General features: G+C 69.7%; 22 protein-coding genes, 1 tRNA gene and 1 riboswitch. Of the genes, 7 read left to right on the top strand and 16 right to left on the bottom strand.

Annotated features, from left to right (window positions below; all coding sequences use genetic code 11):
• Position 1: 1 nt before the first annotated feature.
• Genes MMSR116_RS14840 through MMSR116_RS14830 form a run of 3 tightly spaced genes read right to left on the bottom strand, consistent with a single transcriptional unit; the run spans position 2 to position 1,757 of the window.
• Complete coding sequence (locus MMSR116_RS14840) at positions 2-484, bottom strand: YaiI/YqxD family protein (RefSeq protein WP_010682333.1); 483 nt, start codon at positions 482-484, stop codon at positions 2-4.
• Positions 481-684: a hypothetical protein gene (locus MMSR116_RS14835; protein ID WP_010682334.1), complete on the bottom strand. Its 204-nt coding sequence runs from the start codon at positions 682-684 to the stop codon at positions 481-483. The genes MMSR116_RS14840 and MMSR116_RS14835 overlap by 4 nt, the downstream gene beginning before the upstream one ends.
• Positions 684-1,757 carry an adenylate/guanylate cyclase domain-containing protein gene (locus tag MMSR116_RS14830; protein WP_010682335.1) on the bottom strand — a complete coding sequence of 358 codons (1,074 nt, stop codon included), beginning with the start codon at positions 1,755-1,757 and terminating at the stop codon, positions 684-686. The genes MMSR116_RS14835 and MMSR116_RS14830 overlap by 1 nt, the downstream gene beginning before the upstream one ends.
• A 300-nt stretch (positions 1,758-2,057) precedes the next feature.
• On the opposite strand from MMSR116_RS14830, the gene MMSR116_RS14825 reads away from it, so the two are divergent.
• Complete coding sequence (locus tag MMSR116_RS14825) at positions 2,058-2,897, top strand: aldo/keto reductase (protein WP_010682337.1); 840 nt, start codon at positions 2,058-2,060, stop codon at positions 2,895-2,897.
• 12 nt (positions 2,898-2,909) lie between these two features.
• Here the strand turns inward: MMSR116_RS14825 and MMSR116_RS14820 are convergent, their stop codons facing one another.
• From MMSR116_RS14820 to MMSR116_RS14810, 3 genes are all read right to left on the bottom strand, one after another.
• On the bottom strand, positions 2,910-4,364 hold the full coding sequence (locus MMSR116_RS14820) for a sensor domain-containing diguanylate cyclase (protein ID WP_010682338.1): 1,455 nt from the start codon (positions 4,362-4,364) through the stop codon (positions 2,910-2,912).
• A 509-nt stretch (positions 4,365-4,873) separates the two neighbouring features.
• The gene (locus MMSR116_RS14815) at positions 4,874-7,060 is read right to left on the bottom strand and encodes a transglycosylase domain-containing protein (RefSeq protein ID WP_010682339.1); all 2,187 of its coding nucleotides are present in this window, start codon (positions 7,058-7,060) and stop codon (positions 4,874-4,876) included.
• 168 nt (positions 7,061-7,228) lie between these two features.
• Positions 7,229-7,588, bottom strand: a complete 360-nt coding sequence (locus tag MMSR116_RS14810; protein ID WP_010682340.1) for a hypothetical protein — start codon at positions 7,586-7,588, stop codon at positions 7,229-7,231.
• 182 nt (positions 7,589-7,770) lie between these two features.
• On the opposite strand from MMSR116_RS14810, the gene MMSR116_RS14805 reads away from it, so the two are divergent.
• Together MMSR116_RS14805 and MMSR116_RS14800 are read left to right on the top strand one after the other, a co-directional pair.
• On the top strand, positions 7,771-8,271 hold the full coding sequence (locus tag MMSR116_RS14805; protein ID WP_010682341.1) for a hypothetical protein: 501 nt from the start codon (positions 7,771-7,773) through the stop codon (positions 8,269-8,271).
• Between the two features lie 119 nt (positions 8,272-8,390).
• Positions 8,391-8,636 (top strand): hypothetical protein, encoded by a 246-nt coding sequence (locus tag MMSR116_RS14800; protein WP_010682342.1) that lies wholly within the window; start codon positions 8,391-8,393, stop codon positions 8,634-8,636.
• A gap of 9 nt (positions 8,637-8,645) precedes the next feature.
• On the opposite strand, the gene MMSR116_RS14795 is transcribed toward MMSR116_RS14800, so the two are convergent.
• The 4 genes from MMSR116_RS14795 to MMSR116_RS14780 form a co-directional block, all read right to left on the bottom strand.
• Positions 8,646-9,716: an acyltransferase family protein gene (locus MMSR116_RS14795; protein ID WP_010682343.1), complete on the bottom strand. Its 1,071-nt coding sequence runs from the start codon at positions 9,714-9,716 to the stop codon at positions 8,646-8,648.
• A 107-nt stretch (positions 9,717-9,823) separates the two neighbouring features.
• Entirely contained in the window at positions 9,824-10,783 is a 960-nt protein-coding gene (locus tag MMSR116_RS14790; protein ID WP_010682344.1) for a helix-turn-helix domain-containing protein, read from the bottom strand.
• 124 nt (positions 10,784-10,907) lie between these two features.
• On the bottom strand, positions 10,908-11,282 hold the full coding sequence (locus MMSR116_RS14785) for a hypothetical protein (protein ID WP_010682345.1): 375 nt from the start codon (positions 11,280-11,282) through the stop codon (positions 10,908-10,910).
• A gap of 22 nt (positions 11,283-11,304) precedes the next feature.
• Positions 11,305-12,135 (bottom strand): alpha/beta hydrolase, encoded by an 831-nt coding sequence (locus MMSR116_RS14780; RefSeq protein WP_010682346.1) that lies wholly within the window; start codon positions 12,133-12,135, stop codon positions 11,305-11,307.
• Between the two features lie 98 nt (positions 12,136-12,233).
• Positions 12,234-12,339, top strand: a riboswitch (TPP riboswitch).
• A 70-nt stretch (positions 12,340-12,409) separates the two neighbouring features.
• Between MMSR116_RS14780 and thiC the strand changes: the two genes are divergently transcribed.
• Together thiC and MMSR116_RS14770 are read left to right on the top strand one after the other, a co-directional pair.
• Positions 12,410-14,296 (top strand): phosphomethylpyrimidine synthase ThiC, encoded by a 1,887-nt coding sequence (gene thiC, locus MMSR116_RS14775; protein ID WP_010682347.1) that lies wholly within the window; start codon positions 12,410-12,412, stop codon positions 14,294-14,296.
• A 417-nt stretch (positions 14,297-14,713) separates the two neighbouring features.
• A complete protein-coding gene (locus MMSR116_RS14770) occupies positions 14,714-15,046 on the top strand; it encodes a hypothetical protein (RefSeq protein WP_010682348.1) in 333 nt (110 codons plus the stop codon).
• Positions 15,047-15,053: 7 nt separating this feature from the next.
• On the opposite strand, the gene MMSR116_RS14765 is transcribed toward MMSR116_RS14770, so the two are convergent.
• The gene (locus tag MMSR116_RS14765) at positions 15,054-15,878 is read right to left on the bottom strand and encodes a class II glutamine amidotransferase (RefSeq protein ID WP_010682349.1); all 825 of its coding nucleotides are present in this window, start codon (positions 15,876-15,878) and stop codon (positions 15,054-15,056) included.
• A 120-nt stretch (positions 15,879-15,998) separates the two neighbouring features.
• Entirely contained in the window at positions 15,999-17,768 is a 1,770-nt protein-coding gene (locus MMSR116_RS14760; protein WP_010682350.1) for an N-acetylglutaminylglutamine amidotransferase, read from the bottom strand.
• A gap of 316 nt (positions 17,769-18,084) precedes the next feature.
• On the opposite strand from MMSR116_RS14760, the gene MMSR116_RS14755 reads away from it, so the two are divergent.
• Positions 18,085-18,705: a glutathione S-transferase N-terminal domain-containing protein gene (locus tag MMSR116_RS14755; RefSeq protein ID WP_010682351.1), complete on the top strand. Its 621-nt coding sequence runs from the start codon at positions 18,085-18,087 to the stop codon at positions 18,703-18,705.
• Positions 18,706-18,859: 154 nt separating this feature from the next.
• Positions 18,860-18,934, top strand: a tRNA-Gly gene (locus MMSR116_RS14750).
• A 299-nt stretch (positions 18,935-19,233) separates the two neighbouring features.
• On the opposite strand, the gene MMSR116_RS14745 is transcribed toward MMSR116_RS14750, so the two are convergent.
• Genes MMSR116_RS14745 through MMSR116_RS14730 form a run of 4 tightly spaced genes read right to left on the bottom strand, consistent with a single transcriptional unit; the run spans position 19,234 to position 23,102 of the window.
• The gene (locus MMSR116_RS14745) at positions 19,234-19,944 is read right to left on the bottom strand and encodes a glycosyltransferase family 2 protein (protein WP_039892260.1); all 711 of its coding nucleotides are present in this window, start codon (positions 19,942-19,944) and stop codon (positions 19,234-19,236) included.
• A 16-nt stretch (positions 19,945-19,960) separates the two neighbouring features.
• Entirely contained in the window at positions 19,961-21,013 is a 1,053-nt protein-coding gene (locus MMSR116_RS14740) for a radical SAM protein (RefSeq protein WP_010682353.1), read from the bottom strand.
• The gene (locus tag MMSR116_RS14735; protein WP_010682354.1) at positions 21,010-22,365 is read right to left on the bottom strand and encodes a glycosyltransferase 87 family protein; all 1,356 of its coding nucleotides are present in this window, start codon (positions 22,363-22,365) and stop codon (positions 21,010-21,012) included. Before MMSR116_RS14735 ends, MMSR116_RS14740 begins: the two co-directional genes overlap by 4 nt.
• Positions 22,362-23,102: a TIGR04282 family arsenosugar biosynthesis glycosyltransferase gene (locus MMSR116_RS14730; RefSeq protein ID WP_010682355.1), complete on the bottom strand. Its 741-nt coding sequence runs from the start codon at positions 23,100-23,102 to the stop codon at positions 22,362-22,364. Before MMSR116_RS14730 ends, MMSR116_RS14735 begins: the two co-directional genes overlap by 4 nt.
• Positions 23,103-23,115 lie beyond the last annotated feature (13 nt).

Here is a 23,115-nt window from a genome sequence, read left to right as displayed (position 1 = left end):
CTCAAGCGGATCTCGAACGATCCCGCAAGATCCGGTTCACGGCTCGATCGAGGGCGGACAGGAAGGCCGAGCGGTCGGCGCGCGAGAACGGCTTCGGGCCTCCCGTGATCGTGCCCGCCTCGCGCAGCGACTGCATCAGGTCTCGGGTCGCGAGCGCCATGCCGATCGAGGCCTCGCTGAATGGCTTCCCGGTGAAGGCCAGCACGGTGGCGCCAGCTTTCACGCAGCGCGCGGCCAGCGGCACATCCGCCGTGAGCACGATGCTGCCGGGTCCCGCCCGCTCGGCGATCCAATCGTCGGCGGCATCAAGGGCGGATCCGACCACAACCCGCACGATCCACGGTTCGCGCGGCAGATTCAGGACGCTGTTGGCCACGACGTGGACCGTCAGGCCGTAGCGTGCGGCCACCCGGTAGGTCTCATCCTTCACCGGGCAGGCGTCAGCATCGAGATAGATTGGGGGCGTGTCTGGCTTCGCGCTCACGGGCGCGGCACCAATTTCGAGGTGAAGCCCGCGAGGATGAACAGCACCCCGAGGCCGAACAGCCAGTGCTCGATATCCCCGCCGACGGATCGGACGATCGCCTCCCCGAAGATGATCAATCCGATCAGCGGTAGGCCGAAGCGGAGCGCCATCTTGGCGGTTGTCAGGATCAGCGTGCGCACCGCGCCGGTTGCCGCCATCAGCGGGCGACGGCGGCGCGGCGCGGCGCCAGATCCTCGACGGCCGCCGTCGCGGCGGATCCCCGCTCCAGGGTCGCCACAGCCAGCGGAGCCCCGCGACCGCGCAGGGCGTGGGCGCCGAGCGAGCGCGCACGGATGCCTGGCGGCAGACGCGGGAGCCGGCCGAGCAGGTCCTGAGAGATCAGGATGCCGACACCGAGGGGCCGGCACAGGGCCTCGATCCGCGAGGTGACGTTCACGGCATCGCCGAAATACGCGATCTTGTGCCGGTCGACGCCCACTTCGGCCGTGACCACCGAGCCGCCGTGCAGCGCCGCCCGCAGCCGCGGAACCGTGCCGAACCGGGTCGTCCAGGCCGCCGCGTCCGCCTCGATCCGGTCGAGCACCTCGAACAGGCAGGTGACGCAGCGTGCGTCCTTCAGGCCCCGGTTCATCGGCCACGTGACCATGGCGAGATCGCCGACATAGTCATCGACCGATCCGCCGTTGCGCCGCACCGGTTCGGCCAGGGTTGCGAAGACGGCGCCGAGATATTCCTGAGCGCGCAGGTCGCCGTGCGCTTCCGCGAAGGCGGTCGAGCCCACCACGTCGAGGAACAGGAAGATACGCTCCTCGGCCACCGGCTTGTGGTAGCGCCCGATCATGAAGTTCACGAAGACTTCGCCGCCGATGAGGTCGCGCATCCGGATGACGAAAACGAGGAGGCCCGAGACAGCCAGCGCGTAGGCGAGGACGCGCGCCGTCATGCGGGTCGCCGTGGCCAGATCGTCCGGCGTAAGCGCGAAGGCCCACACGATGAAGCCGCCCATGGCGTTGCCCGCCATGATCATCAGCACGTAGGCGAGCTCGGCCGCAGGAACGTAGAGCCAGGCCGGGAAACGCCGGATGCGCGCCTGGAGCCCGGCCAGAATCAGCCCGCGATCGAACGCCAGTACCGTCGCGCCCATGCAGAGCCCGTAGGTGAAACCGGCAAGCGGCGAGGCGCCCGCCGCGAAGATGATGTTGTAGAGAAGCCCGGCACCGGCTGCGGCCAGCAGGATCAGAGCCCAGAACATCCGGTGGGCCGGCAGCATCGGCGCATCTCCAGCATCGCCAACGGACTGACCGCGCCCCGGTCCGGGGTTCCGCGCGGCCAGCGCGCGGCGGCGCGGCACGTGGAGGCGCAGGCTCGGCGAGCCCGCGATGCCGGCCTTCAGACAATGGCCTAAAGTTCAGCGCCGCGGATGATCGCCCCCCATTGCTCATCCCCCCAAGATGGCGCGAGTAAGGCGTGCCGGACGATGGCGCCGCGTAGGCGCAGCATCGGCGGGAGCCCGCGACCCACCGGTCCGCGCCCCCCAAGAAAACGATGCGACAGGGAAGGGTGCGCTGCCATGTACGCAAGGAGCTTCGGCGCGACGCGCGTCTCGGTGCCGGTGATCGGCCAGGGCACGTGGCACATCGACAGCGCCGACCGCAAAGACGCGATCCGCGCGTTGCGGGCCGGCCTCGACGCCGGCATGTCCCATATCGACACCGCGGAGATGTACGGCGATGCCGAGGCGATCGTCGCCGAGGCGATCGCGGATTGCCGCGAGGAGGTCTTCCTGGTCTCGAAGGTTGTGCCGGGCAACGCCACACGCCGCGGCGTCGCGCGGTCCTGCGAGGCGTCCCTGACCCGCCTGGGAACGGACCGGCTCGACTGTTACCTGCTCCACTGGCCGGGCCAGCATGCCCTTGAAGAGACGATTGCGGGCTTCGAGGATCTGCGCCGGGCCGGGAAGATCCTGTCCTGGGGCCTCAGCAACTTCGATGTTGGCGACCTCGACCGGGCGCTCGCCATTGCGGGCCCGGACCGCATCGCCTGTAATCAGGTCCTCTATCACCTGAATGAGCGCGCGATCGAGCATGCGGTCCTGCCCTGGTGCGAGCGGCAGGGCGTGGCGATGGTCGGCTACTCGCCCTTCGGCAGCGGCGATTTTCCCGATCCGGCGAGTCCCGGCGGACGCGTTCTGGATGGGATCGCCGCCGCGCACGGGACCACGCCTTACGCGGTCGCCCTCGCCTTCCTCACCCGCCTGTCAGGAACGTTTACGATTCCAAAATCGAGCCGCTCGGGCCGCGCCGTCGAGAATGCCGGTGCCGCTGACCTGCATCTCGGCGCGGCCGAAGTCGCCATGATCGACGCGCATTTTCCCCGCGGGCCGCGTCCCAGGATGCTGCCGATGCTGTGAGGTCGAATAACCTTACGCGCATTGTTCGATCGGTAGCGGCACGGACCGCGGTGCCGCCCGCACGCGGTTGCGTCCGGCCTTCTTGGCGGCATAGAGGGCCGCGTCCGCCGCCATGAACAGGGTGTCTGGCGTCTCGCCCGCGTCGGGTTCGGCGCTAGCGACCCCGATGCTGACTGTGGCGACGTCCCCGACCTCCGGTGCGTGTCCGATCTGCAAGTTGACGATCGCCCGGCGGAGGCGTTCGGCCGCCGCGCTTGCCGCCTCGGCGTCCAGCCCAGGCAGGAGCACCACGAACTCCTCGCCGCCGATCCGGAAGCCGAGGCCGCCGGAGGGCTGCGTCCGGCGAAGACAACCCGCCATTGCCCGCAGGACATCATCGCCACGCTGATGCCCGAAACGGTCGTTGAACTGCTTGAAGTGATCGGCATCGACGATCATCAGAGCCAGCGGCGTCCGATGCAGAGTGGCCCGCTTCCACTCCGCCGCGACGCACTCGTCGTAGCAGCGCCGGTTTGGCAGTCCGGTCAGGCCATCTGTCCTGGCGAGGATCGCGAGCGCGGCATTTGTCTGGCGGGTGTCCGCCTCGGCCGCGGCGCGGCGCCCGACCTCCCGGTGGAGCAGAATCGTCAGGCTGAAGGTCAGGATATTGAGGCACAGGATCAGGATGCCGATGATCGCCGCCTTGTAGATCCAGGCCTCCCGGATGCTGTCGAGACTTGTGCCGACCGACACGGTCATTGGCAGCCCGTCGAGATTGGAGAAGAGGTAGAGCCGCGCGGCGCCGTCCACGGGCGAGCGCCCGAGGAATTCGCCTCGCTTGGCCATGCGGTTGTGCTGGTCCCGCGCATCCGGTGCGATTGTTCTGCCGAGCGCCGCCGCTGGAGCCGGCGAGCGTAGCAGGAGCGTCCCGTCCCGGTGAAACACGGTGATGGCGAGGCTGTCGTCGAAACGCAGACGATCGAGCAGGGCCTGGAAATGATCGAGGAGGATCGAACCGGTCGCGATCCCCTTGAAGGTGCCGTCCGATGTCGCGATCCGGTGAGTCATACGGATGATCGGCTGACCCGTCATGCGGGACCGGGTCGGTCCTGTCAGGATCAAGCCTGTGAGCGGATTGCCGCGCAACGTCTCGAACTCGGGGAGATCGCTCAGGTCGGGGCGGTTCCCCTGGCCCGGATCGCTCGTCATGACGACGCGACCCGCAAAATCCGTGACGGCGAGCAGCCCGAGCCCGGACCCGGTCGCCGCGACGTCGAACAGGGCCAAGCGCTGAAGCCCCGGTTCGAGGGCGGCGATGTCCGGGCGGCTCGCGAGGTGCGCCGCCTCGCGCAATGACAGGTCGTAGTTCCGGATGCTGTGCCCGACGCCTTCCTCCATCACCGACAGCAGGTTCGCGGCATTGCGGCGGGCGTCCTGCCAGGCGTTGGTGCGCAGGTCGGCGCAGAGGTAGGCACCGAGCGCGGTCATGCAGAGGAGCAGGCTCGCGCCGGCGCACGCGATTAGACGCGTGGCGCGATCGGCGAGGTGCGCGCGGATCGTTGTGACAGCCGGTCGCAGGACCATGGATCTCGGGTCGAGGCGGCGGTCGAGCGCGATTTTGCGTTCGCCGGATCAATGATCACCCGCCATATTAGTCCGTGAATATTGAAAAATGGTGTGATGCAGTGCTGTTGAACAAACAACGCGCTTCTTGAACGAACGGGTCTCGGCCGAAGCCGCAGGCGCTCCCGGGCTGCGGGACAATCTGGTCGGCGAGAGTGATGCTATCGCGCATCGCGACAGCAGAGAGCGCAAATCTCCCTGCAACCGACGGTATCCAGTCCGGCGGGCTCGGCAGGTCGGCTCCGCGCCGCCCCAAGGCGCCGCCGCGCTCGCGCAACCTGGGCGGGTCCGTTACCAGCGCGGCGAGAAGGCCGGGGCGTGGCCCCGTCAGGATCATTCGCGACCCCGACCCGCCTGCAAGGTCGGCTTACGCCTCACTCACCGATGCCAAACAACTTCTCGATGAAGTTGCGGTCATCCTTCTGCGCGCGGCGGGCTGGCGCGGCCGGACGCGGCGCCGGCGCCTCGGGCTCGCCGAAGATCTGGCCGAGGATGCCGGGCGGAGCGCCCGGGCCTGCGCTGGCCACGGAGGCGGTCGTCTCGGGCGCCCTGCGCCAGCGGTTGAGGCCGGGAAGCGGGACCGGATTCTGTCCCTTCAGCGCCTGCGTCATGTAGGTCTTCCAGATCTCGGCGGGCAGGTTGCCGCCGGAGACCTTCTTGGTCAGCTCACCGTCGTCGTTGCCGAGCCAGACGCCGGTCACGAGGCTGCCCGAGAAGCCGATGAACCACGCGTCACGGTAATCCTGGGTGGTGCCGCTCTTGCCCGCGAGGTCCCAGCCCGGGATATCGGCCTTCTTGCCGGTGCCGCTGACGAAGGTCTCGTGCATCATGGCATTCATCATGCCGTCGGCATCGGCGCTCATGACCCGGCCGAGACCGCTGTCGGCGCGCTTGTAGAGCACCTTTCCGTCCGCGCCCTTCACGGCCGTGACCACGTAGGGGATCACCCCGGTGCCGCCGTTGGCGAAGGCGCCGTAGGCGCCGACCATCTCGAGCAGGGTCACCTCGGAGGTCCCGAGCGCGATCGAGCCGTTGGCTTGCAGCGGGGACGTGATGCCGAGCCGTTGCGCGGTCTGCACCACGGCCTTCGGGCCGACCTCCTGGCCGAGGCGAACCGCCACGGTGTTGAGCGACTGCGCCAGCGCCGTGCGCAGCGTGACCGCCCCCTCGTAGCGGTGGGAGTAGTTCTCCGGCGCCCAGTTTCCGATCCGGATCGGGGCATCCTCCCGGACGGTGTCTGGCGTGGCCCCGTGCTCCACCGCGGCGAGGTACACGAAGGGCTTGAACGAGGAGCCGGGCTGGCGCTTGGCCGTGGTCGCGCGGTTGAACTGGCTCTGCGCGTAGTCGCGTCCACCGATCAGCGCGCGGATCGCCCCGTCGGGCCGCATCGACACCACGGCGCCCTGGGCGACGTTGAAGCGGGCGCCCTTGGCGTTGAGTTCCTCGGTCAGCGCCCGCTCGGCGGCGGCCTGAAGGCCCGTATCGACCGTGGTCTGCACGGTGATGTCGGTGTCGAACTTGCCGACATAGTCGTCGAGCACGTCCATCACGAGGTCGGCGACGTAGTTGGCCGAGCCGCCGCCCCGGGCGTTGGCGGGTTTCGCCGGCTGGGCGAGCGCCACCTTCACGTCCTGAGCCGGGACGAAGCCGAGGTCCTGCATGGCGGCGAGCACCTGCGCGGCCCGAGCCTGGGCGGCGGGCAGGTTGCGGTTCGGCGCGAGGCGCGAGGGCGCCTGGACGAGTCCGCCCAGCATCGCCGCCTGGGCGAGACTGACCTCCTTGGCGGGCTTGCCGAAATAGCGCTGCGCCGCCGCTTCGACGCCGTACGCGCCGGCGCCGAAGTAGACGCGATTCAGATAGAGTTCGAGAATCTCGTCCTTCGTGTACTTGTGTTCCAGCCAGAGGGCCAGGATCGCCTCTTGGATCTTCCGCGAGGCGGAGCGCTCGGGCGTCAGGAACAGGTTCTTGGCGAGCTGCTGCGTCAGGGTCGAGCCGCCCTGCGCGACGCCGCGACGGGTCAGGTTCTGGCCGATGGCCCGCAGGATGCCGACCGGGTCGACGCCGAAATGCTGGTAGAAGCGGCGGTCCTCGATCGCCACGAAGGCGCGGGGCAGATAGGGGGGCAGCTCCCTGATGGAGACGACCCGGCCGCCCGTCTCGCCGCGGTTGGCCAGGAGCGAGCCGTCGCTCGCCAGGATGGCGATATTGGGCGGCCGCTTGGGCACGGCGAGCTGGTCGATCGGCGGCAGCTGCGAGGCGTGGTAGGCGATCAGCCCGGCCAGCCCGATGACGCCCCACAGGCCGAGCACGACGGTCGCGTAGACGAGGCGCCCGAGCCAGGATCGCCGGCGCCGGCCGCGGCCCGCCGATTTCGACCGGCCCGCATTCCGTGCCGGCGCCTTGGCCGGCCGCTGCGCCGCCCCGCCCGATCTCTTCGCCACGCGGTCTCCTGACCCGGGACGGTCCTCCCGGCTCAGGCGCAGATCGAGTTCGCCGCGATCCCGCGTGCGCCCTTCGGGCACGTCGAAGTTCGGCTCAATCCTGCCCCGACCCTTGGCCATGCATCCCGTCTTCGAATGATCCGGACCCGCGCGCGTATCCCTGCGGCGCGGAACGGTTTCCGCACGCTAAATGCGGCGGTTTAAGGGGCCGTTATCGCGGCGCAGCGGCCGATCTCGGGCCGCCCGGACGGGTCAGCGCCGTCACGGCCCTGTCACCGGATCAGTCCGTCATCCTGTCCCGAGCACATGCCGGGCCTCGTCGAGGAGAACCTGATGCCGGGCGGATTGCGGCCCGGAATCCGGTGTCTCGCGACCCAGGCGCGCGATCCGCGACAGGAACAGGCGGCGGCGCAGCCCGAACCGCCCGATGCTGGCCGCGAAGGCCCGCAGGACGAGCCGGACCGCCTCCGTTCGTTCCCGCTCCCGCACGAGTTCGTCCTTCAGCGCCGCCTCGCGCCGCAGCGCCGCCTCCAGCTCGTCGCGGATGGCCGTGCGGCCCGCTTCGTCGCCGCGCGCCGCGTCAAGCCGGATCCGGCATTCCTGCAGCGCACTGAGCAGGAGCAGTTCCTGCGCGGACGCGTCCCTCATCTCGGCCTCCCTGCGCACCCGCCCGGAGCGAGCGCGGCGCGACGTCCGATCATCCTGCCGGCGATAGCCCACATCGGTCAGGACGACCGCCGATCGCGACGCCATAGCGAGCGCGGCCGCTGGCCGGAAGCCGTCATCCGGATTATCCGGCACGGTGAAGGCGGACACGGGGGAATCGGGGCGTGCGCAAACGGATTATTCTGGCCGTGGGGGCCGTATCGCTCGGATTCGGCCCCATGGCGATTGCCCCGGCCCAAGCCTACCAACTCGATACGGTGAACCTCGTCGGGTGCGCGCAGGAAGGCGGCATCTGCCGAATGCCCTATCCGACCAACGTGTATTACGGCGTTCCCGGCCGGACCAACGGGCGGCCGTTCCCTCAGGGCGGGGCCGTGCCGTGCAACAGCCAGGCCTTCGGTGATCCCGCACCCGGCCAGGCGAAGAGCTGCTGGTACGCGCCGCGCATCACCGCGGGCGGCGCTAACGACCGCGTCGGGAATGACCGCGGCGGCTACGAGCGCGACGGCGTCCGCGACCGCGACCGCCGGGACTATGACGATGAGCCGCGCCGCGACACCTATCGCTACGGCCGCGACTACGATCGGCCGCCGGCACGGCGTCCTGACGACGAGGATTACGGGCCGTCCCGGCGCCGCTACCGCGCCGATCCGGACGATGAGTGAACTGGGAACATAGCGAGGCAGTCCGCGTCGGTATCCAGCCTGTTAACCGCCCGTCGGCATCGTCCTGGCCGACCGGGTCGAGCCCTGCGGGCTCGCCCGCTCGTTGAATGGGGAGGCTGATGACGGAGAATCGCCGCGGCGCTTTCCGCAAGAACGCCTTCACGTTCGGCACGCTCCTGCTCGCCGAGGGCGAGGTCGGCTGCCTGGTCTGGGACGCCACCGAGACGGGCGCCCAGATCGAGGTGGGAGACGCCGAGATTGTGCCGGAGCGTTTCTCGCTGCGCCTCACCGAGGATGGCGCCGCGCGGCAGGCCGCCGTGGCGTGGCGGCGCGACCGCCGGATCGGCATCGCCTTCGAGAGCTGACGCGCCGCCTCAGGTCGCGTGGAGCGCCGAGCGCGATCGCGCGCCGGTCTGCGCGAGCCGGAACCGTCCCGGCCGCACGAACAGGAAGCCGAAGCGCGTGCCGCGCACCAGACGCTCGAGGGCGAGCGGCAGCAGCACGGCCGCCGCCATCACGGTCAGGCTCGCGACGCCGATATCGGCGATCGCGCCGGTGCGGACGAGGATCTCCCGAACCGCGGCCATCGGAATCGAGAACGCGAGGTAGATCACGATCGAGCGCTGTCCGCAGGTCCGCAACGCCTCGGTGAACGGGCCTCCGGCCCGGGTGATCAGCGCGGCCGCCACCACGATCGCCAGTGCACCGGCCGCACCGAGGGCGAGGCTCACGAGCGGCAGGCTGGCAAGGGTCGGATGCACCGGATCGCTCGACGGCGTCAGGGCGAGCCAGCCTTCGACGGCCGCCCAGGCGGCGAGTCCGGCGAGGGCGAGCCCGAGCCGCTCCCGCGCGGCATCGGCCAGGGCGAAGATCCGGTCGGCGAACAGGTAGCCGGCGACGAAGTAGACGTAGCGGGCGCAGAACTCCTCGATCAGGGTCGAGTCGCTGCGGATGTCGGCGTTTTGAAGCAGGGCGGCTCCCGCCAGCAGCGCCAGCCCGGGGGCACGGCGGAGCGCCTTGGTCACCACCGAGAACACGGCCAGCAGGTAGATGAACCAGAGGCTGGAATAGGGCTCGATGAGACCGTCCGCGAGATGCGCCGCGAAGGCCGCCGGCCCGCCGTCACCGACGATCTTCCCGTAGCGGGCCGCCGACTGGATCACGAGCCAGAGCAGGTAGAAGTAGGCGAAGTGGACCACCCGCCGGTCGGAGAAGAGGCGCCAGTCCCGGCCGATGACGCGGCCCATGAATAGGCCGGACAGCAGGAAGAAGTCGGGGATCCGGAACGGCTTCGCGAAGGCGACGACCGGATGCAGGAAGCCCTCCCCGCCCATGGCCTCGCCGGTGCCGGTGACGGAGTGCATCATCACGACCAGCAGGATGCATATGCCCTTCGCGACGTCGACCCAGGCCAGCCGTCCCGACGTCTCTCCTGCCTGATCCATCGGTCCCGTCCCCCCGGCCGGACCATCCTGCCTCGACAAGGTTGACGGGATCGCGCCGGGCGTCGGACGACCTGCCGACGTGCCCAATGCCAGGTAAACGCCGGCCGTCAGCCGGCTGCCCGTGCCGCCTGCCGATACTCGCTCGGCGTCATGCCGAAGCGGGCCCTGAACCGGCGGGAAAAGTGGGCTTGGCTAACGAAACCGCAGCCGTAGGCGATCGTACCGACGGCCATGTGGGCCCGCCCCGGATCCGTCAGACGCAGGGCGGCGGTTTCAAGACGCCGCTGCCAGATCCAGTCGGCCACGTGCTGGCCGCGCTCCTGGAACAGCTCCTGCAGCCACCGGAGCGAGATGCCCAGCGCGGCCGCGAGCTGCGGTGGGTCCAGCGCCGGATCGAAGAGGTTGGCCTCGACATAGGCCTTGGCCCGCTGGACAATGACGGTGCCGTGCAGCGATTTCGGAACGTCGCGGGCCAGACCGTCTGCGATGCTTGCCACGATGAGATCGACGCCGATCGAGGCCATGCGCGCCGCCGTAGCCGGCAGGAGTCCCTCGTGCGTGCGGACCAGTTCGGTGAAGAAGGTGCTGACCAGGGCCGTGCTCGGGCGATCGGCACCGAAGGCGAGGACCGTGTAGTTGCGCGCCGAGCCGAGCGCGCCTTCCAGCCGGGCGCGCGGAACCTCAATCAGAAGGGACTGGGTCGGCACGGGGTATTCCAGGACGGCCGGCTGCGCGCGGTCGACCACCACCATGTCGCCGACCTTCTGGATCAGGGCGCGGTCGTGCTGCGCAGTGGCGGCGCTGCCCGAGAGTCGCAGCGTGACCGACAGGGTATGCTGTTTGCTGTGCCGGCGAATGCTTCCCGGCGTGAATTCGGTCCGGAGGGTCCCGAACGTCGATCGCGTGATTAAAAGATCGCCGATATCGGCCGCCTCGAGCGACCCCTCGAACACCGAATCCCCGATTTTTCTCGCCTCGCTCGGGACGAGCCGCTCGTACGAGACATCGCGCCAGACGTCGAACTTCTTGCGCGATGCAATGCCGGAGGTCGAGATCAGAGAGCGCATCGACGCGTCGACTGGCGAAAACTGGCGTCGACTCTAGGCGCCACACCGGACCGGCTCAAGATCGGTCGCGCAATCGTCAGGGCAGGCGCATCTGAGGGGCGTGCCGCCCATCCCGGGTCTTCGATCAGGTCCGGCGCTTGGCCCCGCGCCGCTCGCGGGTCATGCGCGTGGCGGTGTGAAAATCGTTGGGTTTCCCGCGGACCCAGGCGAGGAAGCGGGCGATCTCCGGATCCGACCGCAAGGCCTCCACGTCGGCGAGCCGCTTGGCGATCTCGGTCTCGCTGTAGCGGGCATGGATCGCCGAATGGCAGATCTGGTGAAGCCGGACCGTCCCGCGATGCGTGCCGCCCTTCAGCTTCGGCGTCAGGTGATGGAGGCTGGAGCGCGCACGGGGCGGGATCGGCCGCTCGCAGAGCGGACAGACCGGATCGACCCGCGCCGCGGCGCCGTGCGTCTCGGGGTCATCGGCGCTCCAGCGCCGGGCGCGCCGGCCAACCATCCGACTCCTCCTCGTTCCATCGTCACCGCACCGCCGCCTCCGCCCCGGTGCAGGCCGCGTCCAAGCCGCCGCGGAACAGCGCCTCGGCGTCGTGATCCCGGACGCCCAGGATGGAGACGTGGTCGCCCGGGATGACTTCGAACCGCGCCCGAGGTCCCGCGGCCCGGGACAGCGCCAGGGCGAGCTTGGCCGGGACAATCCCATCATCGCGGCCCTGGATGATCAGGACGGGGGCGGCTCCGGCGCGGATGCGCCGGTCCGAGCGGTAGGTGTCGCGCAGGAACCAGGACGGGACCAGCGGGACATGCAGCCGCACCACGTGGGTCATCGAGTCGAACGGCGCCTCCAGGTAGAGGCCGATGGCGGGCACGCGCTCGGCCACCGCGATCGCGACGGCAGCGCCCAGGGAATGGCCGTGCAACAGGATCGGCGAGCCCGGCGCGCGCTCCGCGGCGGCGGCGACGGCGGCCAGGCCGTCGCGGATCAGGCCGTCCTCGCTGGGCATTCCGGTCGACCCGGGGTAGCCGCGATAGGCCGGCGCCAGCACGCCCCAGCCGCCCGCGCGCCAGGGGCCCGCGGCGAAGCGGTCCGCATGCGGCTCGGGGTAAGAGCCGTTGCCGTGGAAGCTGACGACGACCGCGCAGCCCGGGGCCGGCGGTCGCCACAGGGCGTGCAGCCGCTCCCGATCCTCTGTGACGACGGTGATTGCCGCAACCCCCTCAGGCGTGGCCAGATTCACAGGCGTTCGAAAAGCGCCCGGGTAGAGGAATCGGTGTTGGTTGAGCGCCAGTACGGCCAGGGCCGCGCCGTAGACCAGTCCGATCGCGAGGCCGAGGCCGATCAGGAGACGCATATCGGGCAGGCGGCGGCGACCGGGCGACGGATGGATCGGATCTTTCCTCTACGATCCGGGCCCCGCATTGACAAAGGCTTCTCCGGGCCCGAGTCTTGAACCGTTCCGAGGGGGGCCCCGCAGGGGGCTGAGATTGGGCACGCTGCCCTGACCCTTGAACCTGATCCGGCTCATACCGGCGGAGGGACGGGAACCTGCGGTCGCACGCGTGCAGCCGGATCTCATCTCACCCATCGCGTGGACCGGACCGCTCCAGAACGAGGAGAGGCCCACGATGAACGCACCCGTTCTCCCCAAGGACGTGAAAGGCAGCCCCGAGGCCGTGACCACCGGTCCGGTCACAGGATCGCGCAAGGTCTACGCGAGCCCGGCCGGCCGGCCGGATATCCGCGTACCCTACCGCGAGATCGCCCTCTCCGATCCCAAGGAGGCGCCGGTGCGGGTCTACGATCCGTCGGGCCCCTATACCGAGACCGACGCGCGCATCGACCTCAATGCCGGCCTGCCGGGCGTGCGTGAGCCCTGGCTCGCGGGCCGTGGCTACGCGTCCGTCGAGCCCAGGGCGGTGAAGCCCGAGGACAACGGCTTCGCCGGCGACAAGCTCGTGGCCCCCTGCCCCGCCGAGCGGACCATCCGCAAGGCGGCCCCCGGCCAGATGGTGACGCAGTACGAGTTCGCCCGCGCCGGGATCATCACCGAGGAGATGATCTACGTCGCCCACCGGGAGAACGCCTGCCGCGAGCAGATGCTGGAGGGCGCGGAGGCGGCGCTCGCCGACGGCCAGAGCTTCGGGGCGTCGGTGCCGCCGTTCATCACACCCGACTTCGTCCGCGAGGAGATCGCCCGCGGCCGCGCGATCATTCCGGCCAACATCAACCACACCGAGCTGGAGCCGATGGCGATCGGCCGGAACTTCCTGGTCAAGATCAACGCCAACATCGGCAACTCCGCGGTGACGTCGTCCGCGGCCGAAGAGGTGGAAAAGCTGGTCTGGTCGATCCGCTGGGGCGCCGACACGGTCATGGACCTGTCCACCGGCCGCAACATCCACAACATCCGCTCGTGGATCATCCGCAACAGCCCGGTCCCGATCGGCACGGTGCCAATCTACCAGGCCCTGGAGAAGGTCGGCGGCGACCCGCTCAAGCTCGACTGGGAAGTGTTCAAGGACACCCTCATCGAGCAGGCCGAGCAGGGCATCGACTACTTCACCATCCATGCCGGCGTGCGGCTCGCGCACGTTCCGCTGACCGCGCGGCGCGTCACCGGCATCGTCTCGCGCGGCGGCTCGATCATGGCCCGCTGGTGCCTCGCCGGGCACCGGGAATCATTCCTCTACGAGCGGTTCGACGAGATCTGCGACATCATGCGGGCCTACGACGTGTCGTTCTCGCTCGGCGACGGCCTGCGCCCCGGCTCGATCGCCGATGCCAACGACGCCGCGCAATTCGGCGAGCTGGAGACGCTGGGCGAACTGACCAAGATCGCCTGGGACAAGGGCTGCCAGGTGATGATCGAGGGCCCCGGCCACGTGCCGATGCACAAGATCAAGGTCAACATGGAGAAGCAGCTGAAGGAGTGCGGCGAGGCGCCGTTCTACACCCTCGGCCCGCTGACCACCGACATCGCTCCGGGCTACGACCACATCACCTCGGGCATCGGCGCCGCGATGATCGGCTGGTTCGGCACCGCGATGCTCTGCTACGTCACGCCGAAGGAGCATCTCGGCCTGCCCGACCGGGACGACGTGAAGACCGGCGTCATCACCTACAAGATCGCCGCCCACGCCGCCGATCTCGCCAAGGGGCACCCGGCCGCGCAGCTCCGCGACGACGCGCTGAGCCGCGCCCGGTTCGATTTCCGCTGGGAGGACCAGTTCAACCTCGGCCTCGATCCGGACACGGCCCGGCGCTTCCACGACGAGACGCTGCCGAAGGACGCCCACAAGGTCGCGCATTTCTGCTCGATGTGCGGGCCGAAGTTCTGCTCCATGAAGATCACCCAGGATCTCCGTGCCGAGGTGCTGGCGATGGAGGAGGCCGGCGAGGTCGTGGGCGCATCGCCCGCCATGTCGAAGGCGGAGGCCGAGGCCGGGATGCGGGCGAAGTCGCAGGAATTCCTCGCCGAGGGCGGAAAGCTCTACGTCGACGCCGCGGAATGAACGACGGCCGCGCCCGGGTCTCTCACGACCCGGGCGCGTCTGCCTCGCCGCATTGGCTTCTTATCGAGCAGCCCCACGATCCGGCGGCGCGATCCCATCCTCACGGGTGCGGCGAAGGCATTTTCGGACCTGCGGCCTTCGCGCACGCGGCGCCGCCCGATCGCTCCGCTGGGATCACAACGACGGCAGCCCGCGCAGTTCACCCGCAGCCGCAGCGGTTTTCCGCTGCCGGGCGGCCTGCCTGTCGTGCCTGAACGGACAGCAAAAGCGCCGCGCATTTGTGGCCGCGCGCTAACGCAATCTTCATCGCAGGCGCGAACGGCGCTGCGCAAGCGGTGGATGAGCGGCCACCGTTAAGGGACGCTTAGGCGGCATCCCGGCTGAATCCTTCGATCACAGGATCGCAGGAGATCAGCCATGGAGATCCGCCCGCTCAGCACCCCGACGCCCGGCCCGCAGGGTCTCGACGCGCTCGGAGCGACCGCCGCCTCCGCGGCGACGCAGGAGGCACCCGAGCCCACGTCGGCCGCGCTCGAACCGGCCGTGAAGCTCGACATCGGCGCGCCCCAGAGCAAGGCGCGCTTCATCCAGGATCCCGACACGAGCGCGATCGTCTTCCAGGTCGTGGATTCGTGCTCCGGCACCGTGCTGGAGCAGCTGCCGAGCGAGACGGCCATGCGCAACCGCGCCTACGATGCCGCGCGCGAGACACGCGGGTCGCAGGCCGGCAGCCTGTCCCGGGTGGCCTGAGCCGCCTTCAGGCCCGCAGGCGGCGGGGGGCCGCGTCCGGTGCTGGTTGCCCGAGGCCGAACGGCGCGAGCGGCAGGATCGTCACGGGCTCGTTCCGCCGCGCGACCACGACGCTGTTCTCCGCCACCGCGGTCCATGTGCCGTGGTCGCGATCGAGTGGCTCGGACGCGATGACCACACCGCCCTCCGAAGCGCGATAATAGAGCGAGTTGGCCTTGTCGTTGGCCGCATAGCGGAATGCGTAGAGGTCCCGCCCGTCGGCGAGGGCGGCGGTAAACCGGAACGGATGCTCCCCCGCGAGCTCGGTGAGCCGCTTGAGCGCCCGCGTCGTCGCCTCCACGGGATCGCGCCGCGGACCGTCGCCCATCAGGCCGCAGCCGAGAAGCCCGAGGAAGATCGCCTCGGAATCTGTCGTTCCGGCCCGCGACGGGTAGAGCGCGTCGGGGATCATCGCTTCGACGGGCCGGCGCAGGCGGCTCCAGTCGCCGATATAGCCGTTGTGCATGAACAGCCAGGGACCGCACGCGAAGGGGTGGCAGTTCGGCCGGGTGATCGGCGTGCCCGTCGCGGCCCGCACATGCGCGAAGAACAGATGCGAGTGCAGGTGCCGGCACAGGTAGCGCAGGTTATCGTCGGACCACGCGGGCTGCACCTCGCGATAGCGGCCGGGCTCGGGGTGGTCGCCGTACCAGCCGAGCCCGAAGCCGTCGCCATTGGTGGCCGCGGTCGATTCGAGGGCGTGGATACTCTGCGACACGAGGCTGTGAGACGGCTCGGTGACGTAGTGCTCCAGCGGGATGGTGCGTCCCGCGTAGGCGATCCAGCGGCACATCGACAGGCTTCTCCGGGTGTCGGTCGCGGGTCTGATCCGGGACGATCGTGGACAAAGCGCGGCACCTTGAGCGCCGCGTCGATCACGATCCCTCGCGAGAGCCGTGCCGCTGCTGGGGCGTCAGACGCTGTGCGTCTGCAGCCAACTCTCCAGCAGGGCAACCTGCCAGAGCTTGGAATTGCCCTTTGGCGTGAGGGTCCCGTCCGGATCCGCGAGCAGGTGGTCGACGTAGCGGCGGTTGAAGATGCCGCGGGCACGCGCCTCCGGCCGTTCGAGCACGTCCCGAACGAAATCGAGGAAGGGCCCGCGGATGTGCTTCAGGGCCGGGACCGGGAAGTAACCCTTCTTCCGGTCGATGACCTCGGCCGGGACGACCGCCCGCGCCGCCTCTTTCAGGATGTACTTGCCGCCGTCTCGGACCTTCAGCTCCGCCGGAATACGGGCCGCGAGTTCCACGAGGTCGTGGTCCAGGAACGGCACCCGCGCTTCGAGACCGCAGGCCATCGTCATGTTGTCGACGCGCTTCACCGGGTCATCGACCATCATGATCTGCTGATCGAGCTGAAGCGTCTTGTCGATGGCGCCCGCGCTCATGGAGGTGGAGAAGAAATCGACGAGATAGTCGGTGCTGTAGTCGCCGCTCACCATGTCGGGCGCCAGCGCCTCGCGCATCTCGGCGTGGTCCCGGTCGAAATAGGCCTTGGCGTAATCCGCGACCGGATCGGTCGAGCCCATCAGCTTCGGATACCAGTGGTAGCCGCCGAACACCTCGTCGGCCCCCTGCCCGCTCTGGATCACCGTGACGTGCTTGGCGACCTCCTGCGACAGGAGCAGGAACGCCACCGCGTCGTGGCTCATCTGCGGCTCGGACATGGCGGCGATCGCCGCGGGCAGCGCCTCCAGGGTGCGGGATCCGTCAACGGCCAGCTTGGTGTGGTCGGTCTCAAACGTGCGCGCGATGATGTCCGAATACTTGAATTCATCGCCCTCGACGCCGTTGACCGCGTCGAATCCGACCGAGAAGGTTTTCAGGCCCGCCTGGCCCTTGCGGGCGAGCAGTGCCACCAGGATCGAGCTGTCGAGCCCGCCCGACAGCAGGACCCCGGTCGGCACGTCGGCGACCTGCCGGCGCTCCACCGCGGTGCCGAGGGTCTCCAGCACGGCCTCGCGCCAATCCGCCTCGGTCATCCCCCGATCGTCCGCGCGCGGTCCGATCGTCACCGTCCAGTAGATCTCCTCGCGGCGCGTCCCATCCGCCTCCAGGGTGAGGATGGTCGCCGGTGCGAGTTTCCGCACGCCCTTGAGAATGGTCAGCGGCGCGGGCACGCCCGCGTGCCAGCTCATGTAGTGGTGCAGCGCGGCCGGATCGATCGCCGTGTCGACGCCGCCGGCCGCCAGCAGGGCCGGCAGCGAGGACGCGAAGCGGAAGCGGCCCGGCGTCGCGCTGTAATAGAGCGGCTTCACCCCGAGCCGGTCGCGGGCCAGCACGACGCGGCCCGAATCGCGCTCGAGGATCGCGAAGGCGAACATCCCGTAGAAGCGCTCGACGCAGGCCTTTCCCCAGGCGTGATAGGCCTTCAGAACGACTTCCGTGTCGCTGGTCGAGAAGAAGGCGTAGCCCTTCGCCTCCAACTCCGAGCGGAGCGTGCGGAAATTGTAGATGCAGCCGTTGAAGACGATGGCGAGGCCGAGCGCCGGATCGACCATCGGCTGCTGACCGGCCTCGGACAGATCGATGATCTTCAGCCGACGGTGCCCGAAGACGACGCGGCCCGCGCCGAACAGACCCTCGCCGTCCGGTCCGCGCGGGCGAAGGCTTCCCATCATGGCCGCCACGGCAGCGGGGTCGGCTGGTCCGTCGAAGCTGATGTCGCCGCATATCCCGCACATCGTCGATGCAATTCTCCGTCCAGGTCGCGACGCTCCCAGGGAGCGCAACGGTCCGGCGACCCTGGCGTTCCGCGGCGGCCGTAGTCCTCGATCGGCTGCGCGGAGGGGCACCTTTCGCCACTCGGTGCCTGCCTCGCATCGTTCGGGCCATACGCACATCAGAGCGCGCCGCCGTCGCACCGATCGGAACACCGTCCTGGCGACGGATTGCAAGGTCTGGAACCTGCGGGCCGTCCTGCGCGGTTGACCCGTCTCGTTCGTCGGGTCTGCACTGGCGAACGCGCCACCTCGGCGTGCAAGCAGGATCCCACGCGCCATGATCGACCTGTATGCCTGGAACACGCCCAACGGACGCAAGATCAGCGTGGCGTTGGAGGAGATGTCCCTGGCCTACCGGGTCAAGCCGGTGGACATAACCCAGGGGCGGCAGCACGAACCCGACTTCCTCGCCATCAGTCCGAACAACCGCATCCCGGCAATCGTGGACCCCGAGGGGCCGGATGGCGCGCCCATCTCGGTCTTCGAATCCGGGGCCATCCTTCTGTATCTCGCGGAGAAGACGGGCCACTTCCTTCCGGAGGATCGGCGGCTTCGCGTCGCGGTGCTCGAATGGCTGATGTGGCAGATGGGCGGCTTCGGGCCGATGCCCGGTCAGGTCCACCATTTCCTCAACGTGGCCGAGAAGGACCGTGCCTACGGGCTCGCGCGCTATCTGGCCGAGACGCGGCGACTCTACGGTGTGCTTGATCGCCGTCTCGCTCAGGTCGAGTATGTGGCGGGTCCGCTGTCCGTCGCGGACTTTGCGATTCTCGGCTGGGCGTGGCGGCACGAACGCCATCAGGTGGATCTGGCCGATTACCCGCACGTCGCGCGCTGGTATCGCACGCTGATGGATCGACCGGCTGTTCAGCGAGGCTTTGCCGTGGCCCTGGACTGAGCGAGGATCCGGTGGTCGGCGGGACGATCATCAACGAACCGCCGGCGCGGGCCGCCGACGCGGGGCCGGAGCTTCAAATCTGCCGTCAAACAGCGCGGGCCGCGCTGACGGGCGTTGACTCGGACGCCGCAAGCCGTTCAAAACCCTTTCCGACGCGGGCGTAGTTCAGTGGTAGAACGTCAGCTTCCCAAGCTGAATGTCGTCGGTTCGATCCCGATCGCCCGCTCCATACAACCGTCTGCAGACACTGTTTTTTGTCGTTGCACCAACGGCCGAGGTGATCACCAGGGTGGTCCCGGCCGTGCTGAGATCATAGCGTTTCATCCGCGTCATGACCTCGGATCCTCCGCAGCCGAGCAAGGTGGGCTGCGATTGTAGGCGGATAAGGTCAGAGGCCGCTTCGAGCGAGCTATCTCCTGCCGAGAGTGGATGAGTCCGATGATCGGGCCGTCCATGCAGCAAGTGGACAGGCCGCTTCGCGCCAATGTCGTAAAACATTCGCGGTTGGCCTGGATCGAGGGAACGGCTTCAGCGGCCGGCCGGCCGCGCAGCGACGCGCAGATAGGTGGAGATGATCTTGCCGCCCGCGCGAACCGTGCCACCGAGGGACCCGGCCACCTTCGAGGTGCCGCCCAGGCGGCGGCGATAGGGCACCGGAACCTCGAGGATACGCAGGCCTGCCCGGGCAGCCTGCATCTGCATCTCGATGTTCCAGCCATAGGTCGGCTCGCGCAGGCGGAGGCGGTCGAGAGCCGATCGGTCAATCGCGCGGAAGGCGCACATGTCGGTATAGCGGACGCCGTAGCGCAGACCGATGCCGAGCCCGGCGAGCCGACCCGCCAGCACCTGATGCCACAGCATCGAACCGGGCTCCCGCGTCCCGCGGGTGCGCGAGGCAAGGACGAAGTCGTACGATCCCGCGAGCACCGGGCCTGCGATGTCCCCAATCAGGTCTCCGCGGTCGGCACCGTCGCCGTCGAGGTAGACGATGACGCGGCTGTCCGCTTTGGCGGCGGCGGCACCCGCCGCACAGGCTCGCCCGTAACCGCGCCCGGCATCGATGACACGGGCGCCGGCGCATCGTGCCGCGTCCTGCGTCCCGTCGGCAGAGCCGCCGTCGGATACGATGACGTCGCCCGCATAGGCCGCGGGCAGCTCCCGGATCGCCGCGGCGATCGTCGCCACCTCGTTCAGCGTCGGGATCACGACGCTGACCGGGTATATCGTGGCCGCCGGCATCGATCCCGTTGCCACCCTAGAGGCTCCACCGCAGGCCGCAGTTCTGGCACGGGGCCGGCGGCGCGTCGGAGAGGAGCGCGGTGCGGAAGTCGCGGTAGGCGGTCCCGTTCCAGATCCCCCGGAGCGTCGCCTGCGTCGCGTCGCCCAGCGTATAGTTGGAATAGCCGCGCACCGAGAACGGCGCGATGCAGCAGGGCAGCGCCCGTCCGTGGGCGGTGAAGTACATCAGCGACCAGGGCCGGCGACACGTCGCCCAGGCGCGATCCTCCTGCCGCTTGAGGCTGAGCCCCGGCTCGGTCGCGCCCGAGGCGTCCAGCGTCACGCCGAGCGCCCGCCCGATCGCCTCGGCCTCGGTGATCGCCGCGGCCTCGGCGGCCTGCGTGCTCTCGAAGAGCGACAGGTCGGCTCGGGCCATGCCGTACCCGGCCTCGTCGAAGACGAGGCGCTGCAAATGCACCTCGGTCACGCCCATCTCGGCCGCCAGTCGCACGAAGGCCGGGAGCTGGTCCACGGTCTCCTTGAGACCCGTGAGCCAGAGCGAGACGCGGGGCGTCGTGGCACCGATCGCGTTCTGGAACGCGACGAACTTGCCGACGTCGCGCACGATCCGGTCGAAGAAGTCCTTGCCGCGCACCCTGCGGTACGAGGCCCGGTCGGCGGCGTCGAGGGAGACGCGCAGCTCGTCGAGCCCGGTGTCGATCAGCTCCCGGAAGCGCCTCGGCTGCATCAGGGTGCCGTTGGTGTTGAACAGGACGTAGGTGCCGCGGTCCTTCAGATAGCGGACCATCCGCGGCAGGTCCCTGACGAGCATCGGCTCACCGACTCCGTGGAGCACGACCCGGGCGACGTTCGGCACTTGGTCGACGATCCGGGTGAACAGCGCCCAGCTCATGTCGGCCGGCGGCTCCAGGGTCTCGAAGGTGCGCGGGCAGGTCTCGCACAGCAGGTTGCAGCGGTTCGTGACCTCCAGATAGAGGCAAACGGGGAGCGCCTCGGCGGTCTCGGTGCGGCGGGCGTCGACCGCCTCGAAGTAGCGGCGCGGGTCCGTCGGGGCGGCCGAAGCGGTCATCGGGCAGCTCCGTGCACGGGGATCGGGACGGTGCGGCGGCTCCGCCAGGATGCGCCGGCCGCCAGAAGGAGCGCCGGGACGAATACCAGCGCCGGCCAGAGGAAGCGGTCGTTGAACGGGTCGATCAGGAACAGGATCGGCGCCGAGCCCATCCAGATGATCGCCGGGATCGGCGCCACCACCGCGGGGAGGCTGATCCACGGGTAATACCACGCATAGTGCGGGCTCGCCGCGCAGGTGGTGAGGGCGGCGAGCACGGCCGTGTCCCGGCAGAGCGTGACGGCGTCGGGGGCGGCCTGCCGATCCCTTCGGAACGCGATGCCGAGCGCGAGCGTGGCGAGGCCCACGGCCGCGAACGCGAGATAAGGCAGCCGCAGCGATGCGGGTGAGACACCGAGATGTCCGAGGCCGGCGAGCAGCCAGTAGCCGATGCCGGTGTCGTAGCCCTCCTCAGCGCCGTAGCCGGCGAAGAAGCTGAACACGTCGTGGCCGGCGCCGAGATAGGGGAGATACAGGAGCGCGATCACCGCGAGGCCCGCCAGCGCCGGCCCGAGCAATGTCCCGCCGCGCACGAAGGCGGGCGCCACGGCGATCGGCAGCACCTTCACGAGCGTCGCGGCGGCCAGGGCCGCCCCCGCGAGGGTTCCGCGATGGCGAGCGCGCAGCCACAGGGCGAGGCCGAGCAGCCCGATGCCGACGGCATCGACGTGCCCGTCGCACGCGAAGGACCACAGGGCCAGCGGATTCCAGGCATAGATGAGGATCCGCTCCGGGGGCAGGCCGGCGATCCGCAGCACGCCGAGCAGGGCCAGCACGCCGAGCGCCTCGAAGGCCAGCATCGCGAGCTTCATCGCCACGACCGTGTCGGAGATCCGGCCCACCGCCGCGAACACGACCTGCGCGGCGGGGGGATAGATGGTCCGAGCATAGTCCCGCCGGTTGATCAGGGGATAGACCGCCGCGTCGCGCAGGGGCGCCAGCGCCGGATCGGCGGGAATGAAGCGGTAGGGGTTGGTCCCGGCGGCCTGCACGCGGCCATCCCAGACGTAGCGGTAGATGTCGCTCGACAGGAACGGCGGCGCCGGCAGCAGCGCGGCCCGCATCGCCGCGGCGAGGCCGAGCACGAGCCACAGGGCCCGGCCCGGCAGGCGCTCCCGCAGGATCAGCCGCACGGCCAGGAAATAGGGGATGAGCCCGGCCGCCACGACGGCGACGAACAGGTTGGCGCGCGTCGCGGAGCCGACCGTGTCAGCGCCGGGCACATGGATCGCCAGCGCGCCGATCTCGATCGTCGCGAGGGCGAAGCCCAGCCACGCGAGCCGCTGCGCAGGCGGCGCCAGCCCCCGGTTCACGCGGACGCGTCCGCAAGGGGCGCAGCGACGTCGAGCGCCGCGAGGGTGGCGCGTGTCTCGGGCGCGGGATAGCCGTCGCGCCCGGCGACGAGGCGCGCCAGGGCGGTCGCGTCGTCCACGTCGTACCAGGGATCGAGCTCGACGAGATCGAGTCCGGCCTCCCGCACCCGCGCGCGGGTCGTGGCCGCGACCGTGTCGCTGCTCCAGGCGATCTCGGCGAAGGGGCGCGCATGGGCGCGCTTCAGGCCGAGAAGGTAGTAGCCGCCATCCTCGCAGGCGCCCAGGACGGCCCTGTCGCCCGGCGCCAAGAGGATATCGGCCGCCGCCGTCAGGATCCGCGTCGGAAGAGTCGGCGTGTCCGAGGACAGGACACAGGCCGCCGCATGGCCGCGCGCGAGCAGCGCCGCGATCGCCTGGAACAGGCAGCGACCGAAGCCCTCCACGCCCGCGGGCACCGGAATGTGCCCGTCGGCCAGCAGCAGCGCGGTTCCTTGGGCGAGGTGGGGCGCGATCTGCGTCTCCGTGCCCGTCGGCGCATAGGCGGCGTATGCGGCGATCGGCGCGTTCGCGCAGGCGGCGCGCAGGCTCTCGGTCGTGTCGCGCAGGAACGCCGCGCTGAGCCGGGCCGCCTGGTCCGGCGTGAGCGGCGGGCAGAGGCGCGTCTTCGACCGGCCGCTCTGCGGGGCCTTCGCCATGACCGCGATGGCGCAGGTCGACGCCGCGTCGGTCGCGCGCATGTCTGCCCCGCCG

It is taken from the genome of Methylobacterium mesophilicum SR1.6/6, from assembly GCF_000364445.2.
Taxonomy (GTDB): domain Bacteria; phylum Pseudomonadota; class Alphaproteobacteria; order Rhizobiales; family Beijerinckiaceae; genus Methylobacterium; species Methylobacterium mesophilicum_A.
Note: the sequence above shows the minus strand (reverse complement) of the source record. Positions and strands in the feature narration are given on the sequence as shown.